A 23,597-nucleotide genomic window follows, 5' to 3' on the forward strand; every position below is an offset into this window, starting at 1 on the left:
GGTCCTCGTCCTCAGCGCCGCTGGGGGACCGCACCGAGCTTCACGGCCATCCAGTCGCCGAAGCGCGGGATGAAGTCCGCGAAGTAATTGGTGCTCACATGCCGTTCACGGGGATAGGCGATGAGCTCGCGCTCACCCCGGGCCCAGTCCATGAAACGCTTGCAGGAGGCGTAGGGGAAGACGTTGTCCTGCTCGCCATGGATGCACAGCAGCGGGGCGGTGAGGGCGGGGGCGTCGTTCAGGTTCAGGCGCTCACGGGCCAGACGGCTCATCTCCTCGTCGTTGGGTTTCTTGAAGACGAAGCGGAAGTCCGTGCGCACCCGTGGGTTGATGCTCAGGTAGTTGTCGAGGTCGAAGGTACCGGCCAGGTTGACGCAGGCCTTGATGTCCCGGGGATGGAAGGCGGCCGCCCGGGTGGCCAGGTAGCCGCCATAGCTCACCCCGAAGATGCCAATCCGGTTCGGATCCACGTTGCTGTTGCCGCGCAACTGTTGCAGCACGGTCCCCACGACGTCCTCGAAGTCGGGGCGCAGGGGCTCCACTCCGATGAACTCGCCCTGGCCGGGGCCGTCGAAGAGCATCACCGCCATGCCTCGCGCCAGGAAGGACTGGGCGAACACATACAGCTCCACCTCCTTGGCCGAGTCCAGACCATTGACGAGGAGGACGCAGGGGTGGGGGCCCGGGGTGGCCGGACGCATGAAGTAGGCCGGCAGCGAGAGCCCCTTGTACGCCACGGTGAAGCGCTCCGTGGGGTACTCCAGGGCGGGGATGGCGCGGTGGAAGACGCGGGTGACCCACATGCGCGTCTCGTGCTTGAGCGGCGCGTTGTCGAAGTACATGAACTCCGCGAAGTGGCCGCAGGCCGCCGCCTTGAGCAGCCACTGCCGCGCCGTGAGGTGATGGCCCGCCGCCAGGGCCTTCTCCGCGGACTGCTCGTAGTCCTGCCCGAGCTTCAGCCAGCGGTCATGCCAGTCTCGCCAATCGACTCCTCCCGTGGACCGGGCCTGGAAACCCTCCAGGGCGATGGTGATGTCTCCCCAGTCCAGTCCGGCGAAGACGAGACGCGTGAAGAACGCCTCCCACGCGTGGAAGGCCTCCACCGGCAGACTCCGGGTCAGCGGGAGCTCGTTCGATACGGATTGGCCAGGGTCTTTCGCCAGGGTTTGCATGTGTGTGCTCCTGAATGTGAGGAAGGGGGGTTAGATGCGCTCGGCCCAGGCCTTGAGGTGCGTGAGCACCTGATGGGTGTTGGCGTAGACGGTCCGTCCCAACTCATCGCGAGACTCCGCGGTGGACTGCGCCGGCTCGAAGGTGTGGATGACCACCAGCCTGGCGCCCTGCGCACAGGGCTCGACGCTCCAGGTGCCATGCATCCCGTTGAACTGGGGCGGCACGGTGAGCATCTTGAACTGGATGTGCTGGTTCTCGTGCGTGTACTTGCGATGAGAGCGGATGGTGTGGGTGCCGAAGGTGTTGCGAACCGTCATCTCCATGACGACTTCGCTCGTGTTTCCGTTCAGCGCGTTCTGCCGCACGGCCAGACAGGTGGGGAAGACTCCCGGCCAGGACTCCACCTGCGTGCAGCAGCGATAGACGATGTCCGGGGACTTGTTGATGACGATCTCGTTCGTGACGGAGGTTTCCATGGTGGACTCCGGGCATGGCTCTCCCTGTTCGCCGGGCGGCGGCGATGAGGAGAGGTGTGGGAGGTGGGACGGAGGGAACTGCTGGAGCTGGGTTACTCGGTCTTGGGGACCTGGCGACGGGCGAACCTGCCGCTCAGGTTGAAGCCATCCCGCATCATCAAGGTGAGCAGGTAGATGTTGGTGGCGCCCGCGAGGATCTCCACGAGCTGGAGCACGGTGAACAGGGGGCCGAAGGAGCCGCGGAGGGCCAACTGGTAGAGGATGATGGCCAGCGGGGTGAGCACCAGCATCCCGTTGGCCGCGATGAACCGCATCCGGGCCTGCTTCTTCTGGATGAGGGGGCTCTGGCGGTTGGCGGCCAGCGAGCGCCCCATGCCCGCGGTCGATATCATGCAGGGAATCGCGAAGATCAGCGCGTAGGCGATGTATCTCTTGGCCCCGAGGATCCAGTCCGTCCTGCCAGAGAGCTCGACGAGGATGGACGTGGTGAAGAAGCTCAGGATGAGGAGGAGCGCGGTCGTGCCGAGGATGGCGTGCATGAGGTTCTTCATGGATGGGAGGCTCCCATGTGCCCTGGTGCTTGCGAGGGACCGCCGTTCTCGAGGTCGGTAGCCGGGGAGGGCTGCCGCTTGAGATCATGGATGGCGATATCCAGGATCTGGTTCGCGACGGCGATGATCTGGTACGCGGTGTATCCGTTGTCCTTCAGATGAAGGATGAAGCCACGGACGGCATCCTTCCCAGAAGTGCTGGTATCGTTTCTGGCGCGCAGTTCCACGAGGAAACTCTCTCAATTCGAGTGCAGGCCGGAGGGATGAGAACGAAACTCATCCGACATGCCATGTCAGTGGAGAATTCATTGCATCAAGCCCGGGCTACGAGGAGTTGTCGTGGCCAGAGTGTGAATGTTTTGTTTTGTGACTGCCTTGTTTCGCGAGTCGGTGCCGCCGGAAGGGTGAGGTCGCTGGTGCTCAATCATTTGAGCGTCGGCGAGAGAGGGATTCAAGCCGGAAAAGGAGAGAAGTCCGCCCTCAGTGTTTTTTATTGTGCAGACAACAAGGTGCGTTGGCAATAGTCTTTTCCACGTGCAATGTGGATGCCATGTGTCTTGGGTTTCCGACTCGCTTGGGGAGATGGGTGTTTGAGAATTGTGAGAAATCATGAATGGCGGAATGCCGTGCACGGATTTCGCGCCGGGGTCCCGGGACGGCAAAATTTGCGTCGCCTGGTCTGGTTGAGAGGGATTGATTCACAGGTCAATCAATGTGATGGCGAATGGCTGTCTGGCTTCCGCCGGACGCTCGCCGTCACCTGATTGTGAGAGGAGGGTGCGCATGCCCGGGTCACACCGGGCCTCGTGGGGAGGGCCCGTGGACCATCGGAGCATGAAGAAGGTGTCACGAAAGAGAACGGGCCGGAGTTGGGCTCCGGCCCGTTGCCGCTCACTCCGCGCGATGACGGAGGATCGCCTCGGCGACGCGCGCGCGTTCTTCAGGCGTCAGGGAAATGGTCCGCGCCACCATGGGCTTCATCGCCTCGAAGCCCTCCGGCGAGACACGCGGAGTGCTCTTTCCCTCGAGGAACTGGATGAGCGTTTCCCGCGAGTCGTAGTGCGATGCGATGCGGCGGAGGGAGGGGCCCATGCCCTCCGTGGTGGGGGCATGGCACGAGGAGCATCCGTGTTTCGCGAGCACCGTGTCCGGTGCCTCGCAGCCCAGGTGGAGCCAGGCAGCGAGGAGCGCCCCCGGGACCGCGGCACGGGTGGCGCGGGAGCGAGCCGTGCCCCTCATGCGGAGACCACCGTGCTCCAGCGTTGGCGGTACCGCCAGAACAGGAACAGCTCGCTGGAGGTGAGGAAGAGGGCCATGACGATGCCCGGCCCCGTCTTCGCGAGAAGCAGCAGGTAGAGCACGATGTTGGTGATGATCGGGGCCAGGAGGGCCACGCTGACGGGGACGAACCGTCCGGACAGCAGCAGGGCTCCACCTATGACTTCGATGAGTCCCACCAGCGGCCACATGTACCCGGTGGTCATCAGGGCTGCGATGAACGTGCTCGCCGCGGGGGGCACCGGTGGTGTGGGCATGAACGGGTAGAACTTGCTCGCTCCGAAGAGCACGAACACGGCTCCCATCAGCCACCGGATGGCGACCTCCACTCTGTGCACGGCGGCCTCCTTTCGTGATTTGGTTGTCCGGACAAGTATAGGGGGTGACTCCGGGTGGGGCAAGATGTAATTGTCCGGGCAACTATTCTCGGATTAAGATGTACCCATGCGGCTCAACAAGGAGGTCCGACGACTCCCGCGATTGGCGCCAACGTCAGAAAGACCGGGCATCATCGATGTGGAGGACGCCGTGGAACTGAACGATCAACTTGGATACAACCTCTACCGCGCTGCGCTCCTGTTCCGCCGGGAACTCATCCGCGCGCTGCGGGAACACGATCTCTCACCCGAGCAATGGCAGACCCTTGCATCCCTCTGGGCGCACGGGCCGCTGTCTCCCTCGGAGATTGCCCGTGTCACCCTGCAGGATCTGCCCTCCATCTCCAGGATGATTTCCCGAATGGAGAAGAGAGGGTGGATCGTGAGGGTGGAGGACCCGAAGGACGGGCGCTCGTTCCGGGTGGACCTCACCTGGGAGGGGCGCCAGCTGCAGGCGGTCCTGCCTCCGCTCATCTTCGAGCACTTCGAGGAGGTGCTCGATGGATTTCCCGAGCTTCGCCGGCGCAGGCTCCTGGAGCTTCTCCAGGAGCTCCGGCAGGTGCTGGGGGATCCAACTCCTTAGATGCAGGACGGGGGCTCAGCCCGCCTCGCCCCCGTCGATGTTGTACGACGCGCCGGTGATGCCGGCCGCCGCGTCCGAGGCCAGGAAGACGCACAACGCCGCGACCTCCTCGGGCTGGATGACCCGGCCCATGGCGTTCATGTTCGCCAACGCCGCGTGTGCCTCTTGCTCCGAGCGGCCCGTGGTCTTGGAGATGGCGGCCTTGGCGTTGGTGAGCATGTCCGTCTCCACCCAGCCCGGATTCACGATGTTCACCGTCACGTTCTTGCGCGCCCACTCGACCGCCAGCGAGCGCGTCAGTCCGAGCAGTGCGTGCTTCGAGGCGCAGTAGGCCGACGTGTACTTCACGCCCCGCGTCGCCGCGATGCTCCCGATGTTGATGACCCGGCCGCCGCCCGCCGCCGCCATCGCCGGAATCAGCTCGCGGCTGAAGAGGAACGGCGCCGTCACGTTCACCGCCATCACCTTCTGGAAGTCCTGGGTGGACGTCTTGTTCAGCGGCGCCGACACCGTGATGCCCGCGTTGTTCACCAGCACCCGGGGCACTCCCGCCTCGAGGATGCGCTTGCTCGCCGCCAGCACCGCCGCCTCGTCCGCCACGTCCACCGCCAGCGGGCGCACCGCGCCTCCCGACTCGCGCTCGAGGGATGCCAGCGCGTCCGCCGCCCGTGCGAGCGCCCACACCGTGTAGCCATCCTTCACGAAGGCCTGCACCAGGGCCCGCCCGATACCGCGGCTCGCCCCCGTCACTACCGCCGTCTTCTGGGTCGTCGTCATGGCCCCGGAGAATACCCGGGCCTCGTTCGGCTCGCCCGCTCGGTGATACAAGCCCCCCGCCCATACCCAGGAGGACTCCCCCATGCCTCGCGCGGACATCACCGATCTCTTCCGCATCGACGACCTGCTCTCCGACGAGGAGAAGGCCGCTCGCGACACCGTCGCCCGCTTCGTCGACACCGAGGTGTTGCCCATCATCGGTAAGCACTTCCGCGAGGGCTCCTTCCCCGCGCACCTCGTGCCCCGTCTCGCGGAGATGGGGGTACTCGGCGCCAACCTCCAGGGCTACGGCTGTGCCGGGATGAACACCGTCAGCTACGGCCTCTGTCTTCAGGAGCTGGAGCGGGGGGACTCGGGGCTGCGCTCCTTCGCTTCCGTGCAGGGCTCGCTCTGCATGTTCCCCATCCACGCCTACGGCAGCGAGGAGCAGAAGCAGCGCTTCCTGCCCGGCATGGCCCGTGGAGAGATCATTGGCTGCTTCGGTCTCACCGAGGCCGACTTCGGCTCCAACCCCGCCGGCATGCGCACCCGGGCCCGCCGTGATGGGGACGCGTGGGTGCTCAATGGCGCCAAGACGTGGATCACCAATGGCACCATCGCCAACGTGGCCGTCGTGTGGGCCAAGACGGACGAGGGTGGCCCCGAGTCCATTCGTGGTTTCCTCGTGGAGAAGGGGATGCCCGGCTTCACCGCTCGCGAGATTCCCGGGAAGTTCTCTCTGCGCGCGTCGACCACCAGCGAGCTGTCCTTCCAGGACGTGCGCGTGCCGGACAGCAATGTGTTGCCCGGAGTGACGGGCCTGCGAGGGCCCCTGTCGTGTCTCAACAACGCGCGGATGACGATCGCCTTCGCCGTCACCGGTGCCGCCATCGCTTGTTTCGAGGGGGCTCGCGAGTACTCGCTCTCGCGGGGCCAGTTCGACAAGCCCATCGCCGCCTACCAGCTCACCCAGGAGAAGCTGGCGGATATGCTGCAGGAGATCGTGAAGGCGCAACTGCTCTCGCTGCGGCTGGCGCGCCTCAAGGACGAGGGCAAGGCCACGCCCGTCATGGTGAGCCTGGCCAAGCGCAACAACGTGAAGGCCGCGCTGGAGATCGCCCGCGTGGCCCGAGGCATCTACGGCGCCAACGGCGTCACCGACGCCTACCCGCCCATCCGCCACATGCTCAACCTCGAGAGCGTGTACACCTACGAGGGCACCCACGAGGTGCACACGCTGGTGCTCGGCAAGGCCATCACCGGCTACGACGCCTTCAGCTGAGCCGTTCGCGGTGAGAGCCTACGGCTTCAACTGGAAGTAGAGCAGGTCGCTGGCTCCGCGTGAGAGATGGGTGCTGCTGTCCAGCAGGACGGGCTCGGTGAAGTCGCCGCCCAGCACCACCGCGTCCCCCGGCTGTGGCGCCAGGAAGAGCTTCTGTCCGTAGGATTCGCCCTCGAGGTTCTTGTCGAAGGCGCGGGACCAGAGCGGCCCGCCCGATGAGGAGTAGCGCGCTACGTAGGGTCTCCAGCGACCGGAGACCCCCGTGCCGAGGACACCTCCGCCCAGGTCGAAGGCGGAGCCTCTCCCGGTAATCGTGAATGTCCCGCCGCTTCCGGTGACGAGCCCGTGAGTGGTGGTGAGCCCGAGGGCCCGGAGCCAGCCGTCCCCTCCCGAGGTGCTCAGCGTGCCGGTGAAGCCACTGACGTTCTCCGGAAAGGGCGGAACCGACGGATCGCCCCCGGTGTACGTCTGGCCTCGGAAGGTGAAGGTCCTGCCGAGGTTGGCGACGAAGGCCACGCTGCTCGTGCCCAGGGGCTGCACGCCCACGACGTCGCCGTCGGCCCCACGGAACAGCCGCTTCCACTGGAGCGCGCCGGAGGGCGTGTACTTCGCGATGAAGGGGCCGGCCTCACCCGGCAGTCCATCGCCGAGGTCCGCGTTCCTACCCACCGCGCCGCCCACGAGGATGTTGCCCGCGCCATCGGTGGAGAGGGCCATGACCTCCGAGTCTCTTCCCTGGAAGGCTTTGGACCAGAGGTGCCGGCCCTCCCAGGAGAACTTCGCGAGGAATCCGCCTGGGGACGAGTCGTACTCGGAGACGCTGTCGAGGCCCGCGAAGAGCGGCCCACCCCCGAGGTCCATCAGGCCCTGGAAGAGGCCTCCGACGATCAGACTGCCCTGGGCATCGGTGGCCACGGCCATTGGAAACACGGGCCAGTTCTCCAACTCATTGTCAGGCGGGCGGACGTAGGTGGCCAGGAAGCCGTGGGCCCACTCGGTCTGCCCCGTGGGGGAGAACTTCGCGATGAATAAAGCGGAGTCGCCGTAATCGGGCGCGACGGGGAGGGGACCCGTGCCCAGGTCCGGCGCACCTCCGTACTGGCCCACCACGAGGATGTTTCCCAGGGGCGTGACGGTGAGGGCCTTCACCCAGACGTTGCCGGTGGTCACCTGCCGGGTCCACACAGGTGTCCCGTCCGCGGTGTAGCGCGAGAGGGCGAAGCCGGAGCCGTTGGGGAAGGGCGCGTCGCCGAAACGGCCCGCCGCCACGAAGGCTCCCGTGGTGTCGGTGGCCAGGGCGTGCAGCACCTCGGGGCCCATTCCACCCAGCTGCCGGACCCAGCCCGTGAGGCCACCGCCCGTCCCTCGATAGGTGCAGAAAGTGTCCGTCTCCACTGCGAGCCGCAGCCGAGGGGCGTGCTCGGAGGCCTCGTCCTTGGAAACGAAATCCACTCCGTTGGTGGACTCGGGCAGGAGGCCGAAGCTGTAGGCACCACTCTCTGGCACCACTGCCGTCACGTCGTATTCCACCCACGTGTTGGCGGTGATGGGACCGGCGTATCCCACCGGAGGGCCCAGGAGGGGAGGACGGGTGTTCCAGTCGAAGTCCCAGGCCGGCCATTCATTGCTGGCGCGGTAGAGGCGCGGGCCGTTCGAGGTCTCGTCGGTGGCGAACAGCCGCAGCTTCGCCCCGCGCACGTGCCACTCGTCGGGGAAGCTGAAGCCGAACTGGAGGTAGCTCTCCAGCCGGGGCGAGCCGTCCACCTTCAGTACCGGTGCGTCGCCGAAGTGGCGCGTGGGCTCGCTCTGGGACGCGTACCCGTCCGCGATGGGCTCGACGTCGGAGGACCAGGTGTCCGTGCTCGGCATGCAGTCGGGAGTCGGAGCCGGCTCCACGGTGAGGACGAGCTGGGGCCGCAGCGACGTCTGGCTGTTCTCGCGCGAGGCGAAGTTCGTCCCGTCGCCCGAGGTGCCCACCAGGACGAGGTTGTACTCGCCGTTGCCGCGCACCGCTCCCGTCACGTTGAGCTCCACCCAGGTGCGGCTGGCGATGGCTCCCGTGTCATCCAGGGCACTGCCGCTCGGAGCGGGCCGGTTGTTCCAGGTGATTTCTCCCTCCGTCCAGAAGCCCGAGGTGGAGAACACCCGCGGCCCATCCGAGGTGCCGTCCGTCGCGTACAGCCGTAGCACCGCCCGGGTCACCCTGCCCGTCACCCCGCTGACGGTGAAGCGCAAGTAGCTCTCCTGCCGGGGCGAGAGGTCCGCCACCAGCGTGCTCGCGCCGCCGAAGTTCCGCGTGGGCTCGGCCGCGTTCAATCGCGCGTCGGCGATCGCCGCGAAGTTTCGTGTGGTGGACACTTCCTGCTGAATCGTGGCGGGCTCCTGCGGCCCTACTTCCTCGTGCGCGGCCTCCATCGGATTTCCGCCACCGCAATGGGTCAGCAGCACCAGGGCCACGAGCCCGCTCACCCACCTGTGTCCCCATGATCCCTCGTGCCCCATCCTGGCCTCCCCGGGCAGCGTGTTCAGCCGCGTGGGGGGCAGGTGTGCACCCGGTATGCCCGTGGGTCTTCGCCTGGAGTGGAGGCGGTTGTGGCAGGGCGTCATCCCCCGGTGAGGGAGTGGGAACGTGGATGCCGCACAGCGGGAAGAGACCTTCCCAGGTTGGGAAGAGAGCGGACTACCTGACGGAGGGGGGGTCGATGCCTCGCTCGCGTCGTGCCTGGAGGCAGCGTGGGCTGCCGGCCTCCACCTTGCGGCACCCTCGGGGGCGGTCGGCGTAGATGGCACAACTCACGTTTCCTCCGAGCTTGCCCCTCAATGCTGCGCACCGGCCGCTCGGGTCCAGCCGCAGGTGAGGCATACCCTCTGGGTCGAGCACCACGTACCGCTTCTTCAGGTCCTCCCGCGAGAGCAGCCGGCTGCGAGGGTCCTCCACCTCGACGTAATAGGGGAAGCCCTCGGCCCGGTTCTCGTCGGGGTTGCAGCAGCACGCCCCACAGCGCATGCAGTCCAGACTCGGCATGGGCTCGCACTGTAGCGCCTTGCGTCAAGACCCACGCATCCCGTCTTCCATCCGGGGCACCCCGAGTGTGGCTCGCCTGGGGAGCGGCCCTGCGATCACGAGAGTCACGCCCATTATGGCCTCGGGTGGTGTAGATGGGGGGAAGCCTTCATTCCGAACCGGAGCCAATTCGAATGAGCAACAGCCCCCGGCTGAACAGCACCACCGCCACCGTCTCGTCCGAGCGCATCTGGGAGGAGGAGATCCTTCCCAGGCTCCACGAGTACATCCGCATCCCCAACAAGTCGCCCGCCTTCGAGCAGGACTGGGCCAAGAAGGGGCACATGGACAAGGCGGTGAAGCTCATCGCCGGCTGGTGCGAGTCCCAGGCGAAGCACATCCCCGGGCTGAAGGTGGAGGTGATCACCCTCAAGAACGAGAAGGGCGAGGAGCGCACCCCCGTCATCTACATGGAGATTCCGGGCACGGGTGACGACACCGTGGTGCTCTACGGACATCTCGACAAGCAGCCCGAGATGACCGGCTGGCGCGCGGGGCTCTCTCCCTGGGAGCCGGTACGTGAGGGCGACAAGCTCTTTGGCCGCGGTGGCGCCGATGACGGCTACTCGGCCTTCGCCTCGCTCGCGGCCATCCGCCTGCTCAAGGAGCAGGGCGTGCCCCACGCGCGCTGTGTGGTGCTCATCGAGGCCTGTGAGGAGAGTGGCAGCTACGACCTTCCGGCCTACATCGAGCACCTCGCCCCGCGCATCGGCAAGGCGTCGCTCGTGGTGTGCCTCGACTCCGGCTGCGCCAACTACGAGCAGCTGTGGATGACCACCTCGCTGCGCGGGCTCGTCTCCGGCAACCTGCGCGTGGACATCCTCTCCGAGGGCGTGCACTCGGGTGACGCCAGCGGCATCGTGCCCTCGTCGTTCCGCATCCTCCGTCAGGTTCTCTCGCGCGTGGAGGACGAGCAGACCGGCCGCATCCGCGTCGAGGGCCTCCAGGTCCACATCCCCCAGGCCCGCCGCGAGCAGGCCGCCGCCGTGGCCGAGGTGCTCGGCGAGGAGGTGTACTCGAAGTTCCCCTGGGTGCCCGGTGCGCGCCCCGCGACGGCCGACCGCCACGAGCAGATCCTCAACCGCACCTGGCGCCCGGCGCTCTCCGTCACGGGCGTGGAGGGCATGCCGACCCTGGGCAGCGCGGGCAACGTGCTGCGCCCCTACACCTCCGTGAAGCTGTCCATGCGCATTCCTCCCCGCCTGGACCCCAAGGCCGCCACCCAGGCCCTCAAGCAGACCCTGGAGGCGGATCCGCCCTACGGCGCCAAGGTGACGTTCGAGGGTGAGAAGGCCAGCGCGGGCTGGGACGCGCCGCCGCTCGAGAAGTGGCTGGAGTCCGCCACCCACGAGGCCTCGCGGACCTTCTTCGGCCGGTCCTTCATGGCCATGGGCGAGGGCGGCACCATCCCCTTCATGGAGATGCTCGGCCGCCGCTTCCCCGAGGCCCAGTTCCTCATCACCGGCGTGCTCGGCCCCAACAGCAACGCCCACGGGCCCAACGAGTTCCTGCACATCCCCACCGGCAAGAAGCTCACCTGCTGCGTGGCCAGCGTCATCTCCGCGCATCACTCGCGGTAGTCCGCTCGGCCGCCGGTGCGAGCCCTGGTCCTCCGTGGCCAGGGCTCTCGGTGCCCTCACCCCGTCCCTCTTCCGAGGGGCGAGGGGAGGGATTCACGGTCAGGACTGCGTCGGCTCCGCGCTGCCCTCGGGGCTCGCGGTGCTCTCGGCGGCGGCCTCGGCCGGCGTGGACTCCTCGCCGCCCTCGGTGGACTCGTCGTCCTCCTCCGCCTGCGGCTCCTCGCCCCGCGCCTCCGCCGCCTGCTTCTCCTTCACCTCGTCATCGCTCATGAAGCCGATGGGCTGGTCCTTCCGGTTCAGGAAGCGCACCGCCTTCTTGGAGACGGCGAACATCTGCTCGGCCACCGCCGCGGGCACCAGCGAGTGCTCGATCTGCGCCGGCTCCGGACGCTCCACCACCGCCAGCGTGCCGTCCTCGAGTTGCTTCGCCTGCGCCTCCGTCAGCTCCAGGCGCCGCAGCTTCCCCTTGCGCGTCATGAAGTAGAAGACGGTGGCGCCCACATCCACCGGCACCTGCCCGCCGTGCACCAGCTCGCGCAGCTTCCGGTCGATCTCCACCTGCTTCTTGGACTCCATCCGCTGGGCCGCCTTCGAGCCCGGCAGCGGCGGCAGCTTGGGCACGATGCCGCCCGATGGCTCACCGCCCGGCCGCCCTCCCTGGGGGCGTCCACCCTGGGGCCGGCCGCCCTGGGGACGTCCACCCTGCGGGCGTCCTCCCTGGGGACGTCCACCTTCATGGCCCTCGCGGCGCGGGGGCCTCTCCTCGCGCCCACGCTGGTCGCGCGGCTCACGCTCGTCGCGCTCGCGGCGGGGCGGTCCCTCGCGCCGGGGTGCCTGGGTGGGAGCGGGGCGGGCAACCTTCTGGGCTGTGGTCTCCGCCTTCTTCGCCTGGTCCTCGGAGACCAGGCCGGCCTTCAAGAGCTTGTCACGCAGGTTCTGCATAGATGGCGTTGTATCCCGTACATTGGCGCGCGCAAGCCGTCCCTTGCCGCTCCAGCACTCGCCCCGTAATTTGGGCAACCCCCCCTGCTTGGAGCCGGAGGAGCCGTGACCCGTTTTTCGAAGTTCGCCATCGCCGCCGCCCTGGCGCTCGCCGCCGTGGCCTGCCAGGACCCTGTCGACAAGGCGGCCAAGGCGCGCATTTTCTCTCCCGAGGACCCGCCCAAGGTGGTGGCCTCCGCCGCGGAGAAGCTTCCCCCCGAGGACGTCGCGGACAACCCCCGCGTGGCGCGCCGCATCCTGTCCATGGATGCCGCGGAGGTGACCGAGCGTCTGGGACCGCACGCCTACAAGGCCACCGTCAGCTCCGAGTGGGCCGGAGCCCCGGGCACCGCCCCCGTCAAACTGTCGGAAACCCGCACCTTCCGCGCCGGCCCGGGCGGTGTCAGCGGCGACTTCCATGGTGTGCTGGAGAACAGTCGGGACCAGGGCCTGGAGGTGATGCGCGTGGGGGGCAAGGTGTACGCCCGCAACCGCTACGGCACCTTCCGCCAGCGTCTGCGCGACCGCGGCATGGCCGAGCGCACCCGCTCCGAGCTCACCGGCGCCATCCGGGATATGGACGCGCTCTTCCGCGGACGGATCCACCTGTCGCCCCAGGGCACCGTCACCCACGAGGGCCGCACCGCCTGGCGCTACACCGTGGACCTGGGTCCAGAAGGCAACACTGGCACCACGCCGGCCTCGCTGCCTGGCCTCATCGAGCCCAAGGGCGGCCGGGACGAGACCACGAAGCGCCGCCTGGCCTTCTTCGAGCACCGCACCCCCAAGTCGCTGAGCGGCGAGGTGCTGGTGGACGCCTCCACGTCCGTCGTCCTCAAGGTGCGCCTGGATGGGCGCATCACCGTGCCCGCCAGTGACGCCGGAGGCGCCGCCGAGCTGCGCATGGTGCTGGACTCCGCGCTGAGTGAAATCGGGCAGGACCCCAGGTTGCAGCCGCCGGAGAGCTTCCTGCCGGACGCGGACAAGCCGCAGGGCATCGCGGACGCGCTGGACCGCTTCGGGATTCCCCGCAACAAGCCCGAGGGCGCCGACACCGGTGCCGCCCCCGGTCCCTCGGACGAGCCCGGGGACGATGAGGGGAACTGACGCACCAGGTGTTGTGCGTGAGGCAGGCCGCTACAGGGAGGCAGCGGCCTGTTGGAAGAAAATTTGACCCTCCTCTTGCGATCTCTACAATCCTCGTCGGTTGCGGCCCGGACGCATCCGACATGATCGGATGTTCAGGTGCCCACGAGCAAGGGAGCGGAGATGGAGCGCAAGGTCGGCAGTAGCACGACGGTGACGGCCAAGGAGGTCAAGGCCGCGCTGGAGAAGACGCAGACCCTGACGTCCGAAGAGGACAAGGTCCTGCGCATGCGGCACGGGGCCGGTGCCGCCAGCAAGAGCGCGCCGCTCCCGCGTGCCGCGGGCAACAACGAGGAGCTCGGCGATGAGCTGCTCGTCATCGAGATGCAGCTCATGAAGGCCATGCGCGAGCGCACGGGCCAGGCGAAGTCGGCCAGCAAGCCCAAGGCGACCACGGGCGCCAACGCGACGAAGGACAAGATCGTCCGCGCGCTGCGCAAGAAGAAGTAGTCCCCCGGTCTTCCCCTCCCGGGCTGACGTTTACCGGTCGAGCAGAGCCACGAGGCGGTCACCCGCCTCGGGGAGCGTCAGCCCTTTTCCTGAAATCTCCGTGGCGAGTGCCTCGGCGTCGTCGGTTCCGCCTCGTGCGAAGAGGCCCTGGAGCCAGCGGCCCGCGGTGGGGTTGCGCCACCAGTCCTCGTTGAAGCGCCCGGTGAGGTGCTCCGTGAGCCGCGACTCCAGCGCCCAGGCGCGTAGGTAGCGCGCCACGTAGAGCTGAGGATCCACGTCGAAGAGGAAGAAGCCCGGATGCGCCTCGACGAAGAGCGCGCGCCGCTGGGCCTCCGTGTATTCCTCGGCCCGCTGGGGCGAGGCGCCGTGCGCGTAGAGGGACAGCTCGTAGGCGAGCTTCGCGCTGTGCCGGCGCAGCACCGTGAGCCCCTGGAAGGCCGCCATGCGGGACGCGTCGCGCGCCGTGGCCGAGGGCAGCCGCAGGTAGCGCTTGAGCCACTCCTCCTGCGTGAGGAGCCGCTCGAAGAGGGTGGCGAAGGCCTCCGTCACCGAGGCGTCTCCGAGCCGGCGCAGCTCCAGCGGCAGCTGCTCCGACACGTGCGCGTGGTGCAGCGCGTGGCCGTACTCGTGCAGGAGGCTGCCCAGGGCGTCCATCCCCGCGCGCCGCTGGAAGACGAGGCGCACCTCGTCCGGAATGCGCACCGCGGCGGTGAAGGGACGCGAGGCCTTGCCGGGCCGCTCCTCGTCATCCAGGCGGATGCGGCCCTCGGCGGACGGGTGGAAGCCCCACTCGCCGAGCCACCGGACGACGGCGGGCAACCCGTCCTCTCGCCGGAAGAAGGTGCTCATCCACGGCACCTGGGTTGCGGCCTGGAGGTCGTGCCGGCGCGCATTGCCCGAGGGCAGGGGCCGCAACAGGGGGTCCACCTTCTTGAGGACGTAGCCGAGCACGTCGCGGTAGGCGTCCTCGGTGCGGCGCAGTGTCTGCTCGGCGGCCTCGGCCAGCTTGCTCAGCTCGATGCCGGAGACGTCCTCGCGCAGGGCGACGTAGCTGGGAGCGCGCAGTTGCTCGGCGACGCGGAAGGCGGCGTCGCGGCGGGCTCCGTAGCGGCCCCGGTTGTCCCAGAGGAAGCCGCCCGCGGCGCTCTCGAGCAGGGCGCGCCGGCCGCGGTTGGGCTCATGGGGAAGCTGGCCGAGTGCCTCGCCGAAGGAGAGGAGCCGATCGTCCACGGGGAGGCGGGCGCTGGCCTCCAGCCGGGCCACGGCCTCGGCCTCGGGGGCGGCGAGGGCCTCTTCCACCTGGGTGGCGATGAAGTCGCGCAAGAGGCGCAGGCGGCGCACGCCCAGCGAGTCGCCCTTGGCCTGGGCCTTGGGGACGGTCTCGGTGGCGGCGGCGAAGGCCTCGGGGGAGGAGATCTCGGGCGAGTCCTCGTAGAGCTCGCGCAGGGGGAGCGCCTGGGCGAGGCCGGCGGCATGGCGGTAGTGGAGCGTGGCCAGGTCGGCGAGGAAGTCGTCCAGGTTCGCGCGCAGGGTGGGGAGGGGGCGGTCCATGCGGTGACGGAAGGTAGACACTTCAGTCACGGGGGAAAAGGCCCGAGGCAACCACGGGTGCCGGGGGCGCGATGTTCTCCCCGCTGCGGGTGATGTCGGGTAGAGAACACCGCTCCCCCGCGTGGTGGGCATGCGGGGTCACGAGAGAGGGGAATCAATGTTCAAGCGTGTGTTCTTCAGAGGGTGGGTGCTGGGGCTCGTGGTGCTCGCCGGGTGCGGAGGGTCATCGTCGGGGACCGACCCGCGCGATGGCAACGGCGATGGCGTCATCGATGATAGGGGCACGGACACGAGAGGGGACGCGGGCTCGTCGGAGGGGGCGGCGGTCGAGGTGTCCGATGCGTCCGGGTTCAACTATGGCTCGACCCTCATCGGGACCACGGCCGAGCATCGATTCTTCCTGCACAACCGGGGAACGGGCACGGCGAAGCCGCTGGAGGTGACCCTGACGGGGGCCTCCTTCTCGTTCGTGGGCGGCACCTTCCCGGGCGTCGGGGGCACGTGCGGGAGCGAGCTCGCCGCTGGCGCCTCGTGCCAGGTCGCGGTGGCGTTCACTCCCTCCGAGCGCGCATCCGTGAGTGGAACGCTCAAGGTCCAGGCCGGCAATGGGCTGGTGGATGGTGACATCGTCCGGACGCTCGCTGGGAAGGGGATTGCTCCCGCGCTCGTGGTCGTCGAACCGGCGAGCGTCGACTTCGGAGTCGTGAGCCGCGCCTCGTCGGCGTGGCGCACCGTGACCCTGACGAACACCGGCGATGTGGATGCACTCCAGCTCTCGGCGCGCACGCCTCCGGCGCCCTTCTCCTTCAAGGGCGGATACCAGCCCGGAACGGGGGGCACGTGCTGGATTACCCTGGCGGCCGGAGAGAGCTGCACCCTCGTCCTGGGCTTCTCCCCCGGCGAGGAGGGGTTGGCGAAGACCACGCTGTCGCTCTCGTATGAGGATGGCGTCTCCTTCCGGAGCATGCCGCTCGTCCTCTCCGGTTCGGGCAGGCCCCCCGCGAAACTCTCCATCTCCGGGCCGGAGCCGTTCGACTTCGGCGCCGTCGCCATCGGAACGGTCGCGGAGCACACCTTCACGGTCACCAACACGGGAGGCGAGGACGCTATCAATATCAATGGGAGGTCAGGCCTCGACGAGCCCTACGCCTTCAAGGGCGGGTCGTTTCCTGGCACTGGAGGCACTTGTGCTACCAGGCTCGGGGTCGGCGCGAGCTGCACGATGGTGGTGACCTTCGCACCGGCCCGGGCTGACTCGTTCGGTGCCTACATCACCCTCCTCTACATGGATGCCGCGGGCGGGATGGTTTCGGCATACCGCGAGCTCACCGGTACCGGTGTGAGCCCGCTCGAGCTTCGTTGAGCCCTCCCCGTCGCCCGGGTCCATGGGGGACCCGGTGCGTCTTGCTCTACGGTGCCACCTGGACGTCCACCTGCCGGTGATGCCGGAAGGTGCTGACCAGGGCCGCCGTGGCCGCGAAGCACGCACCGACCCCCAGCGATACCGTGGAGCCATGGCTCGAAGCGGCCCGGAAGATCACCGCGACCAGGGCCGCGCCGCACGTCTGTCCCAGGAGCCGGGCCGTCGCCTGCATGCCGCCCGCGCCGCCGCTCCGGGACTTCGGAGCCGAGCCGAGCATCGAGCGGTTGTTGGGCGACTGGAAGAAGCCGAAGCCCACACCGCAGATGGCCATGCCGCAGATGAGGGCGCCGCTCGGCGCGGTCGCCGGCAGGAGCGCGAGCAGCGTCAAGCCGAGCGACAGGATGACCGACCCCAGGCCGCACAGGACCGCCGCCGAGAAGCGATCCGCCAGCCGTCCGGCGATCGGCGCCATCACGGCGACGGCGACGGGCCAGGGCGTCATCAACAGTCCGGTCTCCACCTGGGTGCGCCCCAGGACGTTCTGGAAGTAGAAGGGGAGGGAGACGAGGGCGAGCATCTGCGCGGAGAAGGAGCAGACGGAGGCCGCCACCGAGAAGGCGAAGGCGGGAATCCGCAGCAGATCAATCGGCACGAGCGGAGTGGTCTTCGAGAGCTGCCGCCGCACCAGCACCACGCCCGTGGTGAGGCCGCCGGCGAGCGCGAGGGCGCCTGGCAGCGGGTGGAGCATCACGCTCTCGACGCCGACGATGAGCAGGCCGAACGTCAGGGCATTGAGCAGCGCGCTGACCAGGTCGAAGGGCTGGCGCGAGGGCTCGGTATGAGGCAGCGCTCTGTGAGCGATGAGCAGGGCGAGGGTCCCCATCGGCAGGTTGACGGCGAACAGCCAGGGCCATGGAGCGGCCGACAGGATGGCCGAGGCGACCGTCGGGCCGACCGCGGAGGAGACCGCGACCACCAAGGCGTTGATGCCAATGGCCCGTCCCAGCAGACGGTTCGGGTAGGTGAAGCGGACGAGGGCGGCGTTGACGCTCATGAGCGCCGCCGCGCCGAAGCCCTGGAGGATGCGTGCGAGCGTCAATGCCACGAGCGAGCCGGACATGGCGCAGGCCAACGAGGCCAGCGTGAACGTCAGCAGGCCGGCCTGGAAGACCCGGCGGTAGCCCACGATGTCTCCCAGCGAGGCGAACGGGAGGAGTGAGCCGACGATGGCGAGCTGGTAGGCGTTGACGACCCAGATGGACGAGGCCGGCGAGGCGTTCAGATCCCTCGCGATGGAGGGCAGTGCGACGTTGGCGATCGCCCCATCCAGGACGGCCATGATGATCCCGAGTGCGATGGCGACGATGGACCAGTACCTGCGCGGCGTTGGCAGACCATCGGACGCTTCCATCTCTTGACCTCCACGGGGCGAACCCATCCGGCCGGAAGTCGTACGCCCGATGTCCTTCCCACGCACCTGGCTCAGGAGCGGGGGCACGCCCCTCTCCCGACCTTTCTTGATGACCTCGATGAAAATTGTTGAGGCCTTGGGTCTGTTCAGGGGGGCAGCCGTGCCGCGCCTCGCAACTCCTCCAGCTCGAGGATTTCGATCTCCCCGTAGGTGAGGCGGACGATGCCCCGGGCCTCCAGGTCCTTGAGGATCTGGTTCGTCGTCTGCCGGGAGATCGACAGCATCATCGCCAGCTGCTCCTGCGACAGGTGGATGATCCGCCGGCCGCGCTCGGGCCCGTCGTCGTAGCCCTCGGCGATCTGCACCAGCCGGCGCGCCAGACGGGTCGCCGAGGGCAGCAGCGACTTGTCCTCCAGCTCGATGAAGGCCAGCCTCAGCTTGTGGCTCATGAGCAGGGCGAGGTCGCGCCAATAACGCGGCTCGTCATGCAGCAGCGCTTCCATCGCCGCCTGGGGAACCTGCAGCACTCGGGTGGGGCCTTCCGCCACCGCGTCGTGGGTGCGCTCCTGGCCGTCGAACAGGGCGATTTCCCCGAACCAGTTCGGCGGCTCGATGAACGTCAGGAGCGCCTCCTTGCCGGCCTCGCTGACGCCGGTGATGCGGATGGCCCCCTCGACGACGCAGTACAGCCCACAGGGGCGATCGCCCCGAGAGAACAGCCGGTGTCCTGGCGCCAGTTGGCGCAGCACGGCCGCCTCCAGTAGCCTGTCGCGCAGCACCTCGGGAATCGCCCGGAACCATCGACCGCTCAGGACACGTTCCCTCCAGTCCTGCACGCGCTCGTCTTTCATGGGTCCTCGCGGTGGGCGCCGTGACTCTGTCGGCCAACCGACAGAGTTCCGATCGGCGTCAGGGCCATCATCGGGATTCAACATGCACAGGGAGAGCATCCATGAAAACGCTTGTTGAGCACCTCACGCAATACGCCACCTATCACCGAGACCGCCGCAACATCGCCACTCACTTCATCGGCATTCCGATGATCACCCTGTCCGTCGCAGTCCTGCTATCCCGGACCGGTTTCGCGGCGTTCGGGCTGTGGTTGTCGCCGGCCGCCGTGGTCAGCCTCGCCGCGGTGGGCTTCTACCTGCGGTTGGATGCCCGCTTCGGGCTGACCATGGCCGCGCTCATGACGCTGAACCTGTGGGCCGGACATGCGTTCGCCGTGCAGGAGACCTCCACCTGGCTGGGCGCTGGCATTGGTCTCTTCGTCGTCGGCTGGGTGTTCCAGTTCGTCGGCCACTACTACGAAGGGCGCAAGCCGGCCTTCGTGGACGACCTGATCGGCTTGCTCGTCGGACCCTTGTTCGTCGTCGCCGAGCTGGGGTTCATGTTGGGATTGCGTAACGAGGTGCGCCAGGCCGTGGAGGCGAAGGCGGGCCCCACCTATATCCGCAACAAGGCGGTTGCCTGAAGCTCCCGCGCAGGGACGGTCAAGCGCGGTCCGAAGGGCTCTGATACGAGGTGGTCACCATGATCGACCACCTGAGCTTCTACGCAACCAACTACCCCGTATCGAAGGCGTTCTATGAGGCGGCGTTCGCGCCCCTGGGCTACAGCCTGGTGCGGGAGATGACCGCCACGTGGGACCCGGAGTTCCCCAGCCGCCGGATGTGCGCCTTCGGCCCTCCCGGCAAGGCCGCCCTCTGGCTCATCGAGGTGAAGGAGCCCGCCTCGCCCCGCCACGTCGCCTTCGTCGCCAAGGACCGGGCGGCCGTGGACGCGTTCCACCGCGCGGCACTGAAGTCCGGCGCGAAGGACAACGGCGCACCCGGCGAGCGGCCTCACTACCACGCCCACTACTACGGCGCCTTCGTGTTCGACCCGGACGGCAACAATGTCGAGGCGGTGTTCCACGGCGCTTCGTGAACAGGGACTTCCACAGGAGCGGCCCGGGTCCAGGCTATCCTGGCCGCCCCATGGGCTCCCGCACGTTCCACGAAGCCATCATCGCCCGGGTGCTCGACCATCTCTGGTCCCGGGTGGAGGAGCCCGTGGACTTCGATGTGCTCGTCGAGCTCACCGGTCTGAGCGAGTTCTCCCTGCACCGGGTATTCCGGGCCCTGGTGGGCGAGTCCATCGAAGCGCACGTGCGCCGGCTGCGTGTCGAGGCGGGCGCCATCCGCCTGCGCTACTCCCGGGCCTCCGTGCTCGATGTGGCACTGGACTCCGGATACGAGAGCCACGAGGGTTTCACCCGCGCCTTCACGCGCCACTTCGGCGTTCCGCCCACCCGCTACCGCCATGCGCACGGCCTTTCATCGGCTCGAGCCTCACCTCTCGACTGGTCCGTCCGGCGCGCCGCCTTCCCGGAGCTCGTGTACGCGGACCACATCGGTCCCTACGCGGAGGTGGGGCGGGCCTTCCAGGCGCTCTTCTCTGGTGTCTCGGCCCACCTGCGAGGCCCTCCGCGCGCCATCCTGGGCCTGAGCTATGACGACCCGGCTGTCACTCCCACCGAGCGCCTGCGCTACCGGGCCGCGCTGCAGCCGGGCTCCTCCGTGCCTGGTCCTCTGCCACAGCCGCTCGGCAGGTACTCGCTTCCGGAGCGCCTCTACGCGGTGACTCGATTCGTGGGCCCCGCTTCGTCCTTCCGGGAGGCATATGACGCACTGGTCGCGGCGGTTGTGCTATCGGACTCGCCGTACCGGATTGGCCGAGCACCCACCGTGGAGATCTACCTGAAGGACGCGAGTGTCACGGGGCTGGATGCGCTGGAGCTCGACCTGATGATGCCCCTGGAGGAGCAGTGAAGCGCCGCACCTTCCGAGCCGAAGTCGCCCATGTGAACCGTCCTCTCGGAGAGGCACTGGCGGCGGAACTGGGCGTGCCACTCGAGGAGGCGGCGCGCCTGGTGGACGTGGGGGCGGTGTATGTGGCCGGGCGCCGGAGCCGGGACGCGCGGACCCGGCTGTCCGCGGGACAGGTGGTGACGGTGGTGCTGGAGGAGGGCGGACAGAGCCCGCTCGCGGCGGCACCGGGCCCGGCGCCCACCCTTCGAATCCTGCACGAGGACGAAGACGTCATCGCGGTGGACAAGCCCGCGGGCATGACGGCGCAGCCCACGGAGGGGAGGGTGGGGGACAGTCTGGCGGACCGGGTGGGCGAGCACCTGAAGCGGACGGCGGGGCTGGTGCACCGGTTGGATCGAGAGACCTCCGGGGTGACGGTGTTTGGGAAGACGCCCGAGGCGACGACCGCGTTGGCGGAGGAGTTCCGCGAGGGGCGGGCCCGCAAGCGCTACCTGGCGGCGGTGGGGCCGGTGGCGCTGCCGCCACAGGGCACCATCGACCTGCCGCTGTCGAAGGATCCATCCCGGCCGGGCCGCTGGCGTGCGACCCGTGCGGCCAATGGCATCCCCGCGTTCACGGAGTACCGCGTGCTGCACGCGGGGAAGGATTTCTGTCTGGTGGAGCTGTTGCCCCAGACGGGGCGGACGCACCAGTTGCGTGCGCACCTGACGGCGCTGGGCGCTCCCATTCTCGGAGACAAGCGTTACGCGGGGGCGGCGCAGGCGGGAGGCATTCCGGCTCCTCGGTGCCTGCTGCACGCGCAAGCACTGGAGCTGGGCCACCCGCGCACGGGCGCACCGGTGCGGTTCGAGGCCCCCGTACCCGAGGACCTCGCGCGTTTCTTCGCGGCAGCGGGCATCCAGGCTCCCTCGGGGCCCATCCGGCCCCTGGAGCCTCCGGCCTGAGGGATCAGTTCACGCCCACCGCGCTCCAGCTCTCCTTCACCTTGTTCACCTCCGCCGAGTTGGCCCCGTACAGGTCCGTGGCGGCGTTGATGGTGGCCTGGCGGGCCTGAGCAAACGTGGTCTGCGGCGTCATGTAGTGGGCCAGGGCGCGGTAGTAGATCTTCAGGCCCTTCTCCATCCCGACGCCGCCGTCCACCTTCTCGCCCGACGTGCGGTTGGTGCCGCCGTTGGCCAGCAGGTAGAAGGCGTTGTTGGCGATGCCGCTGGAGCCGTGCACCTCCTTCTGCTTCGGGTAGTCCTTGTAGTTGTCGACGGAGTAGCCGTCCTTCGTCGGGTCATCCATGTAGCGCAGCGCGTCTCCGTTGCCGTTGGCCGGCGTCCACGCGTCCTCGCCCATCTTCCAGTCGAACTGGACCGCCGAGTTCTTTTGCGAGGCGTACCACTCCACGCCCGTGCCGAAGATGTCGCTCATCGCTTCGTTGAGGCCACCGGACTCCCCCTCGTAGACGAGGCCCGCGGTGCGCTCGGTCAGGCCGTGGGAGATTTCGTGTCCGGCGATGTCCAGCGTGGTCAGCGGGCCGGCGTCCTTCCCGTCGCCATCGCCGTAGTTCATCTTCGTGCCGTCCCAGTAGGCGTTGACGAAGTTCTTGTCGAGGTGCACGTACGAGACGAGCTTCTCGCCCTTGTCGTCCAGCGAGTTGCGGCCGAGCACCTCCTTGTACATGTCGTATGTCATCTCGGCGCCGTAGTGCGCGTCCACCGCGGCCTTGCTGCGCGCGTCGTCCGACGCCTCGCCCCACACGTCGTTCTTGTCCGTGAAGCCCGTCTGGCCGCTGGCCTCCGTCTTGTTCTTCGCGTCGTACGTCACGATGCCGTTGCCGCGGCTCTTGTCCTCCAGGCTGTAGGTGCTGTTGGTGTTCTTCGTGGTGGAGAGGTCCACCTTGCCGCTGTACATCGTGGTGTCGTCCGCCTTGCCCGTGGCGGGAGTGCCCGGCGTCGTCGGCGTGGTGGGAGTGGTCGGCGTGGAGGCGCTCGCTCCGGCGCCGGGCTTGCCGGCCCGGGGCAGCTCGATGCCGCCCATCTGGTCGAAGCTCTTGAGCAGCTCGCCGCTGTTGGCGTCGACGAAGTAGTTCATCCGCCGCGGGCGCTTGTCACCCTCGAGGTCCTGGGTGTTGGTGAGCTGCACGTGGTAGGCGGCGTGGTAGCTGCCGTCCTTGCCTTGCACGATGACGCGCTCGGAGGTGGGCGGGCGATCCGCGTCTGTCTTCCCGGCGAACTCCTTCTGGGCGATCGCCAGCGCGTCCTGGCCCGACAGCTTCACCGGATCCTTCCCCAGCCCGGCCGGAATCTTCGACAGCTCGCCCGTCAGGCTCGCCACCTTGCCGTCCTTGTCCAGGTGGGAGATGAGCTGCTCGCCAAAGACTTTCACGCCCTCGTGCTGGCGGTCCATCCGCACGTGCGTCATGCCCAGGTCATCCTTCTCCACCGAGCGGGGCGCGACGGACTGCGAGGCGCTCGGGCCGGGCACGATGCCGCGGTTGCCGGTGCTCGACTGCTTCTGCAGATAGTCCAGCGACGTCTGGATGGCGCTCTGCGCCTCCTTGCTGCTCAGCGACAGGGGACCGGTGCTCGGGGCCCGCGGGGTCGTGAGCGTCACCGGGTTCCTCGCGGCCGGCGTGAAGCTCGAGCCCGACTCGAAGCCCGAGGCGGCTCGGGCCTGGCCCTTCGGCGCGGACACCGCGGTCTCCTTGGCCGCGGGCGACGTGGGGGCAACGGGCGACTTCGGGAGGCGGTTGTTGATCTGCATGGCTGCTGCTT

Annotated in this window: 24 protein-coding genes; 10 read left to right on the plus strand and 14 right to left on the minus strand. The window is 68.2% G+C overall.

Going from position 1 to position 23,597, the window contains the following annotated elements:
* Positions 1-11 precede the first annotated feature (11 nt).
* The 6 genes from DAT35_RS36000 to DAT35_RS36020 all read right to left on the minus strand — a co-directional run bounded on the left by DAT35_RS36000 (position 12) and on the right by DAT35_RS36020 (position 3,816).
* Positions 12-1,172, minus strand: coding sequence for an alpha/beta fold hydrolase (locus DAT35_RS36000; RefSeq protein WP_108073786.1), 1,161 nt, complete (start codon positions 1,170-1,172; stop codon positions 12-14).
* Positions 1,173-1,202: 30 nt separating this feature from the next.
* Complete coding sequence (locus DAT35_RS59385) at positions 1,203-1,649, minus strand: SRPBCC family protein (RefSeq protein WP_158502051.1); 447 nt, start codon at positions 1,647-1,649, stop codon at positions 1,203-1,205.
* A gap of 92 nt (positions 1,650-1,741) precedes the next feature.
* Positions 1,742-2,200, minus strand: a complete 459-nt coding sequence (locus tag DAT35_RS59390) for a hypothetical protein (RefSeq protein ID WP_158502052.1) — start codon at positions 2,198-2,200, stop codon at positions 1,742-1,744.
* Positions 2,197-2,427, minus strand: a complete 231-nt coding sequence (locus DAT35_RS59395) for a hypothetical protein (RefSeq protein WP_108073787.1) — start codon at positions 2,425-2,427, stop codon at positions 2,197-2,199. Before DAT35_RS59395 ends, DAT35_RS59390 begins: the two co-directional genes overlap by 4 nt.
* A gap of 664 nt (positions 2,428-3,091) precedes the next feature.
* Positions 3,092-3,439, minus strand: a complete 348-nt coding sequence (locus DAT35_RS36015; protein WP_108073788.1) for a c-type cytochrome — start codon at positions 3,437-3,439, stop codon at positions 3,092-3,094.
* Positions 3,436-3,816 (minus strand): DoxX family membrane protein, encoded by a 381-nt coding sequence (locus DAT35_RS36020; protein ID WP_199243093.1) that lies wholly within the window; start codon positions 3,814-3,816, stop codon positions 3,436-3,438. Before DAT35_RS36020 ends, DAT35_RS36015 begins: the two co-directional genes overlap by 4 nt.
* A gap of 190 nt (positions 3,817-4,006) precedes the next feature.
* Between DAT35_RS36020 and DAT35_RS36025 the strand changes: the two genes are divergently transcribed.
* Positions 4,007-4,438 carry a MarR family winged helix-turn-helix transcriptional regulator gene (locus DAT35_RS36025; protein WP_199243094.1) on the plus strand — a complete coding sequence of 144 codons (432 nt, stop codon included), beginning with the start codon at positions 4,007-4,009 and terminating at the stop codon, positions 4,436-4,438.
* A 15-nt stretch (positions 4,439-4,453) separates the two neighbouring features.
* Here the strand turns inward: DAT35_RS36025 and DAT35_RS36030 are convergent, their stop codons facing one another.
* Complete coding sequence (locus tag DAT35_RS36030; protein WP_108073790.1) at positions 4,454-5,215, minus strand: SDR family NAD(P)-dependent oxidoreductase; 762 nt, start codon at positions 5,213-5,215, stop codon at positions 4,454-4,456.
* Positions 5,216-5,297: 82 nt separating this feature from the next.
* On the opposite strand from DAT35_RS36030, the gene DAT35_RS36035 reads away from it, so the two are divergent.
* A complete protein-coding gene (locus tag DAT35_RS36035) occupies positions 5,298-6,476 on the plus strand; it encodes an acyl-CoA dehydrogenase family protein (RefSeq protein ID WP_108073791.1) in 1,179 nt (392 codons plus the stop codon).
* Positions 6,477-6,494: 18 nt separating this feature from the next.
* On the opposite strand, the gene DAT35_RS36040 is transcribed toward DAT35_RS36035, so the two are convergent.
* Positions 6,495-8,933, minus strand: coding sequence for a DNRLRE domain-containing protein (locus DAT35_RS36040; protein ID WP_158502053.1), 2,439 nt, complete (start codon positions 8,931-8,933; stop codon positions 6,495-6,497).
* A gap of 223 nt (positions 8,934-9,156) precedes the next feature.
* Positions 9,157-9,501, minus strand: coding sequence for a YkgJ family cysteine cluster protein (locus DAT35_RS36045; protein ID WP_146210042.1), 345 nt, complete (start codon positions 9,499-9,501; stop codon positions 9,157-9,159).
* Between the two features lie 173 nt (positions 9,502-9,674).
* Between DAT35_RS36045 and DAT35_RS36050 the strand changes: the two genes are divergently transcribed.
* Positions 9,675-11,120, plus strand: coding sequence for a M20 family metallopeptidase (locus tag DAT35_RS36050; RefSeq protein ID WP_108073794.1), 1,446 nt, complete (start codon positions 9,675-9,677; stop codon positions 11,118-11,120).
* A 99-nt stretch (positions 11,121-11,219) separates the two neighbouring features.
* Here the strand turns inward: DAT35_RS36050 and DAT35_RS36055 are convergent, their stop codons facing one another.
* Complete coding sequence (locus tag DAT35_RS36055) at positions 11,220-12,062, minus strand: DUF2058 family protein (protein WP_108073795.1); 843 nt, start codon at positions 12,060-12,062, stop codon at positions 11,220-11,222.
* 105 nt (positions 12,063-12,167) lie between these two features.
* Here DAT35_RS36055 and DAT35_RS36060 point away from each other — a divergent pair, with 105 nt between their 5' ends.
* Both DAT35_RS36060 and DAT35_RS36065 read left to right on the plus strand, forming a co-directional pair.
* Positions 12,168-13,208, plus strand: a complete 1,041-nt coding sequence (locus tag DAT35_RS36060; protein WP_108073796.1) for a hypothetical protein — start codon at positions 12,168-12,170, stop codon at positions 13,206-13,208.
* Positions 13,209-13,370: 162 nt separating this feature from the next.
* Entirely contained in the window at positions 13,371-13,697 is a 327-nt protein-coding gene (locus tag DAT35_RS36065) for a hypothetical protein (protein WP_108073938.1), read from the plus strand.
* A 30-nt stretch (positions 13,698-13,727) separates the two neighbouring features.
* On the opposite strand, the gene DAT35_RS36070 is transcribed toward DAT35_RS36065, so the two are convergent.
* Positions 13,728-15,248, minus strand: coding sequence for a peptidase M3 (locus tag DAT35_RS36070; RefSeq protein ID WP_108073797.1), 1,521 nt, complete (start codon positions 15,246-15,248; stop codon positions 13,728-13,730).
* 157 nt (positions 15,249-15,405) lie between these two features.
* Between DAT35_RS36070 and DAT35_RS36075 the strand changes: the two genes are divergently transcribed.
* The gene (locus tag DAT35_RS36075; protein ID WP_158502054.1) at positions 15,406-16,611 is read left to right on the plus strand and encodes a choice-of-anchor D domain-containing protein; all 1,206 of its coding nucleotides are present in this window, start codon (positions 15,406-15,408) and stop codon (positions 16,609-16,611) included.
* A gap of 46 nt (positions 16,612-16,657) precedes the next feature.
* Here the strand turns inward: DAT35_RS36075 and DAT35_RS36080 are convergent, their stop codons facing one another.
* On the minus strand, positions 16,658-18,022 hold the full coding sequence (locus DAT35_RS36080; RefSeq protein WP_108073799.1) for an MFS transporter: 1,365 nt from the start codon (positions 18,020-18,022) through the stop codon (positions 16,658-16,660).
* 146 nt (positions 18,023-18,168) lie between these two features.
* Complete coding sequence (locus tag DAT35_RS36085) at positions 18,169-18,873, minus strand: Crp/Fnr family transcriptional regulator (protein ID WP_108073800.1); 705 nt, start codon at positions 18,871-18,873, stop codon at positions 18,169-18,171.
* 101 nt (positions 18,874-18,974) lie between these two features.
* On the opposite strand from DAT35_RS36085, the gene DAT35_RS36090 reads away from it, so the two are divergent.
* From DAT35_RS36090 to DAT35_RS36105, 4 genes are read left to right on the plus strand one after another with little or no spacing between them, the layout of a single operon-like run.
* A complete protein-coding gene (locus DAT35_RS36090; RefSeq protein WP_108073801.1) occupies positions 18,975-19,496 on the plus strand; it encodes a DUF962 domain-containing protein in 522 nt (173 codons plus the stop codon).
* A gap of 59 nt (positions 19,497-19,555) precedes the next feature.
* Positions 19,556-19,951, plus strand: coding sequence for a VOC family protein (locus DAT35_RS36095; RefSeq protein ID WP_108073802.1), 396 nt, complete (start codon positions 19,556-19,558; stop codon positions 19,949-19,951).
* Between the two features lie 50 nt (positions 19,952-20,001).
* Complete coding sequence (locus DAT35_RS36100; protein ID WP_108073803.1) at positions 20,002-20,835, plus strand: GyrI-like domain-containing protein; 834 nt, start codon at positions 20,002-20,004, stop codon at positions 20,833-20,835.
* The gene (locus DAT35_RS36105) at positions 20,832-21,779 is read left to right on the plus strand and encodes an RluA family pseudouridine synthase (RefSeq protein ID WP_108073804.1); all 948 of its coding nucleotides are present in this window, start codon (positions 20,832-20,834) and stop codon (positions 21,777-21,779) included. The genes DAT35_RS36100 and DAT35_RS36105 overlap by 4 nt, the downstream gene beginning before the upstream one ends.
* Before the next feature lie 4 nt (positions 21,780-21,783).
* Here the strand turns inward: DAT35_RS36105 and DAT35_RS36110 are convergent, their stop codons facing one another.
* Positions 21,784-23,586, minus strand: a complete 1,803-nt coding sequence (locus DAT35_RS36110) for a M4 family metallopeptidase (RefSeq protein ID WP_108073805.1) — start codon at positions 23,584-23,586, stop codon at positions 21,784-21,786.
* Positions 23,587-23,597 lie beyond the last annotated feature (11 nt).

The organism is Vitiosangium sp. GDMCC 1.1324, from assembly GCF_003044305.1.
Classification (GTDB): Bacteria; Myxococcota; Myxococcia; order Myxococcales; family Myxococcaceae; genus Archangium.

Excerpts from the sequence above, each read along its gene's own strand:
- DAT35_RS36000 (WP_108073786.1), bottom strand. The coding sequence starts at position 1,172 with ATGCAAACCCTGGCGAAAGACCCTGGCCAATCCGTATCGAACGAGCTC.
- DAT35_RS59385 (WP_158502051.1), bottom strand. The coding sequence starts at position 1,649 with ATGGAAACCTCCGTCACGAACGAGATCGTCATCAACAAGTCCCCGGAC.
- DAT35_RS59390 (WP_158502052.1), bottom strand. The coding sequence starts at position 2,200 with ATGAAGAACCTCATGCACGCCATCCTCGGCACGACCGCGCTCCTCCTC.
- DAT35_RS36015 (WP_108073788.1), bottom strand. The coding sequence starts at position 3,439 with ATGAGGGGCACGGCTCGCTCCCGCGCCACCCGTGCCGCGGTCCCGGGG.
- DAT35_RS36030 (WP_108073790.1), bottom strand. The coding sequence starts at position 5,215 with ATGACGACGACCCAGAAGACGGCGGTAGTGACGGGGGCGAGCCGCGGT.
- DAT35_RS36035 (WP_108073791.1), top strand. The coding sequence starts at position 5,298 with ATGCCTCGCGCGGACATCACCGATCTCTTCCGCATCGACGACCTGCTC.
- DAT35_RS36045 (WP_146210042.1), bottom strand. The coding sequence starts at position 9,501 with ATGCCGAGTCTGGACTGCATGCGCTGTGGGGCGTGCTGCTGCAACCCC.
- DAT35_RS36050 (WP_108073794.1), top strand. The coding sequence starts at position 9,675 with ATGAGCAACAGCCCCCGGCTGAACAGCACCACCGCCACCGTCTCGTCC.
- DAT35_RS36055 (WP_108073795.1), bottom strand. The coding sequence starts at position 12,062 with ATGCAGAACCTGCGTGACAAGCTCTTGAAGGCCGGCCTGGTCTCCGAG.
- DAT35_RS36065 (WP_108073938.1), top strand. The coding sequence starts at position 13,371 with ATGGAGCGCAAGGTCGGCAGTAGCACGACGGTGACGGCCAAGGAGGTC.
- DAT35_RS36070 (WP_108073797.1), bottom strand. The coding sequence starts at position 15,248 with ATGGACCGCCCCCTCCCCACCCTGCGCGCGAACCTGGACGACTTCCTC.
- DAT35_RS36075 (WP_158502054.1), top strand. The coding sequence starts at position 15,406 with ATGTTCAAGCGTGTGTTCTTCAGAGGGTGGGTGCTGGGGCTCGTGGTG.
- DAT35_RS36080 (WP_108073799.1), bottom strand. The coding sequence starts at position 18,022 with ATGGAAGCGTCCGATGGTCTGCCAACGCCGCGCAGGTACTGGTCCATC.
- DAT35_RS36085 (WP_108073800.1), bottom strand. The coding sequence starts at position 18,873 with ATGAAAGACGAGCGCGTGCAGGACTGGAGGGAACGTGTCCTGAGCGGT.
- DAT35_RS36090 (WP_108073801.1), top strand. The coding sequence starts at position 18,975 with ATGAAAACGCTTGTTGAGCACCTCACGCAATACGCCACCTATCACCGA.
- DAT35_RS36095 (WP_108073802.1), top strand. The coding sequence starts at position 19,556 with ATGATCGACCACCTGAGCTTCTACGCAACCAACTACCCCGTATCGAAG.
- DAT35_RS36100 (WP_108073803.1), top strand. The coding sequence starts at position 20,002 with ATGGGCTCCCGCACGTTCCACGAAGCCATCATCGCCCGGGTGCTCGAC.
- DAT35_RS36110 (WP_108073805.1), bottom strand. The coding sequence starts at position 23,586 with ATGCAGATCAACAACCGCCTCCCGAAGTCGCCCGTTGCCCCCACGTCG.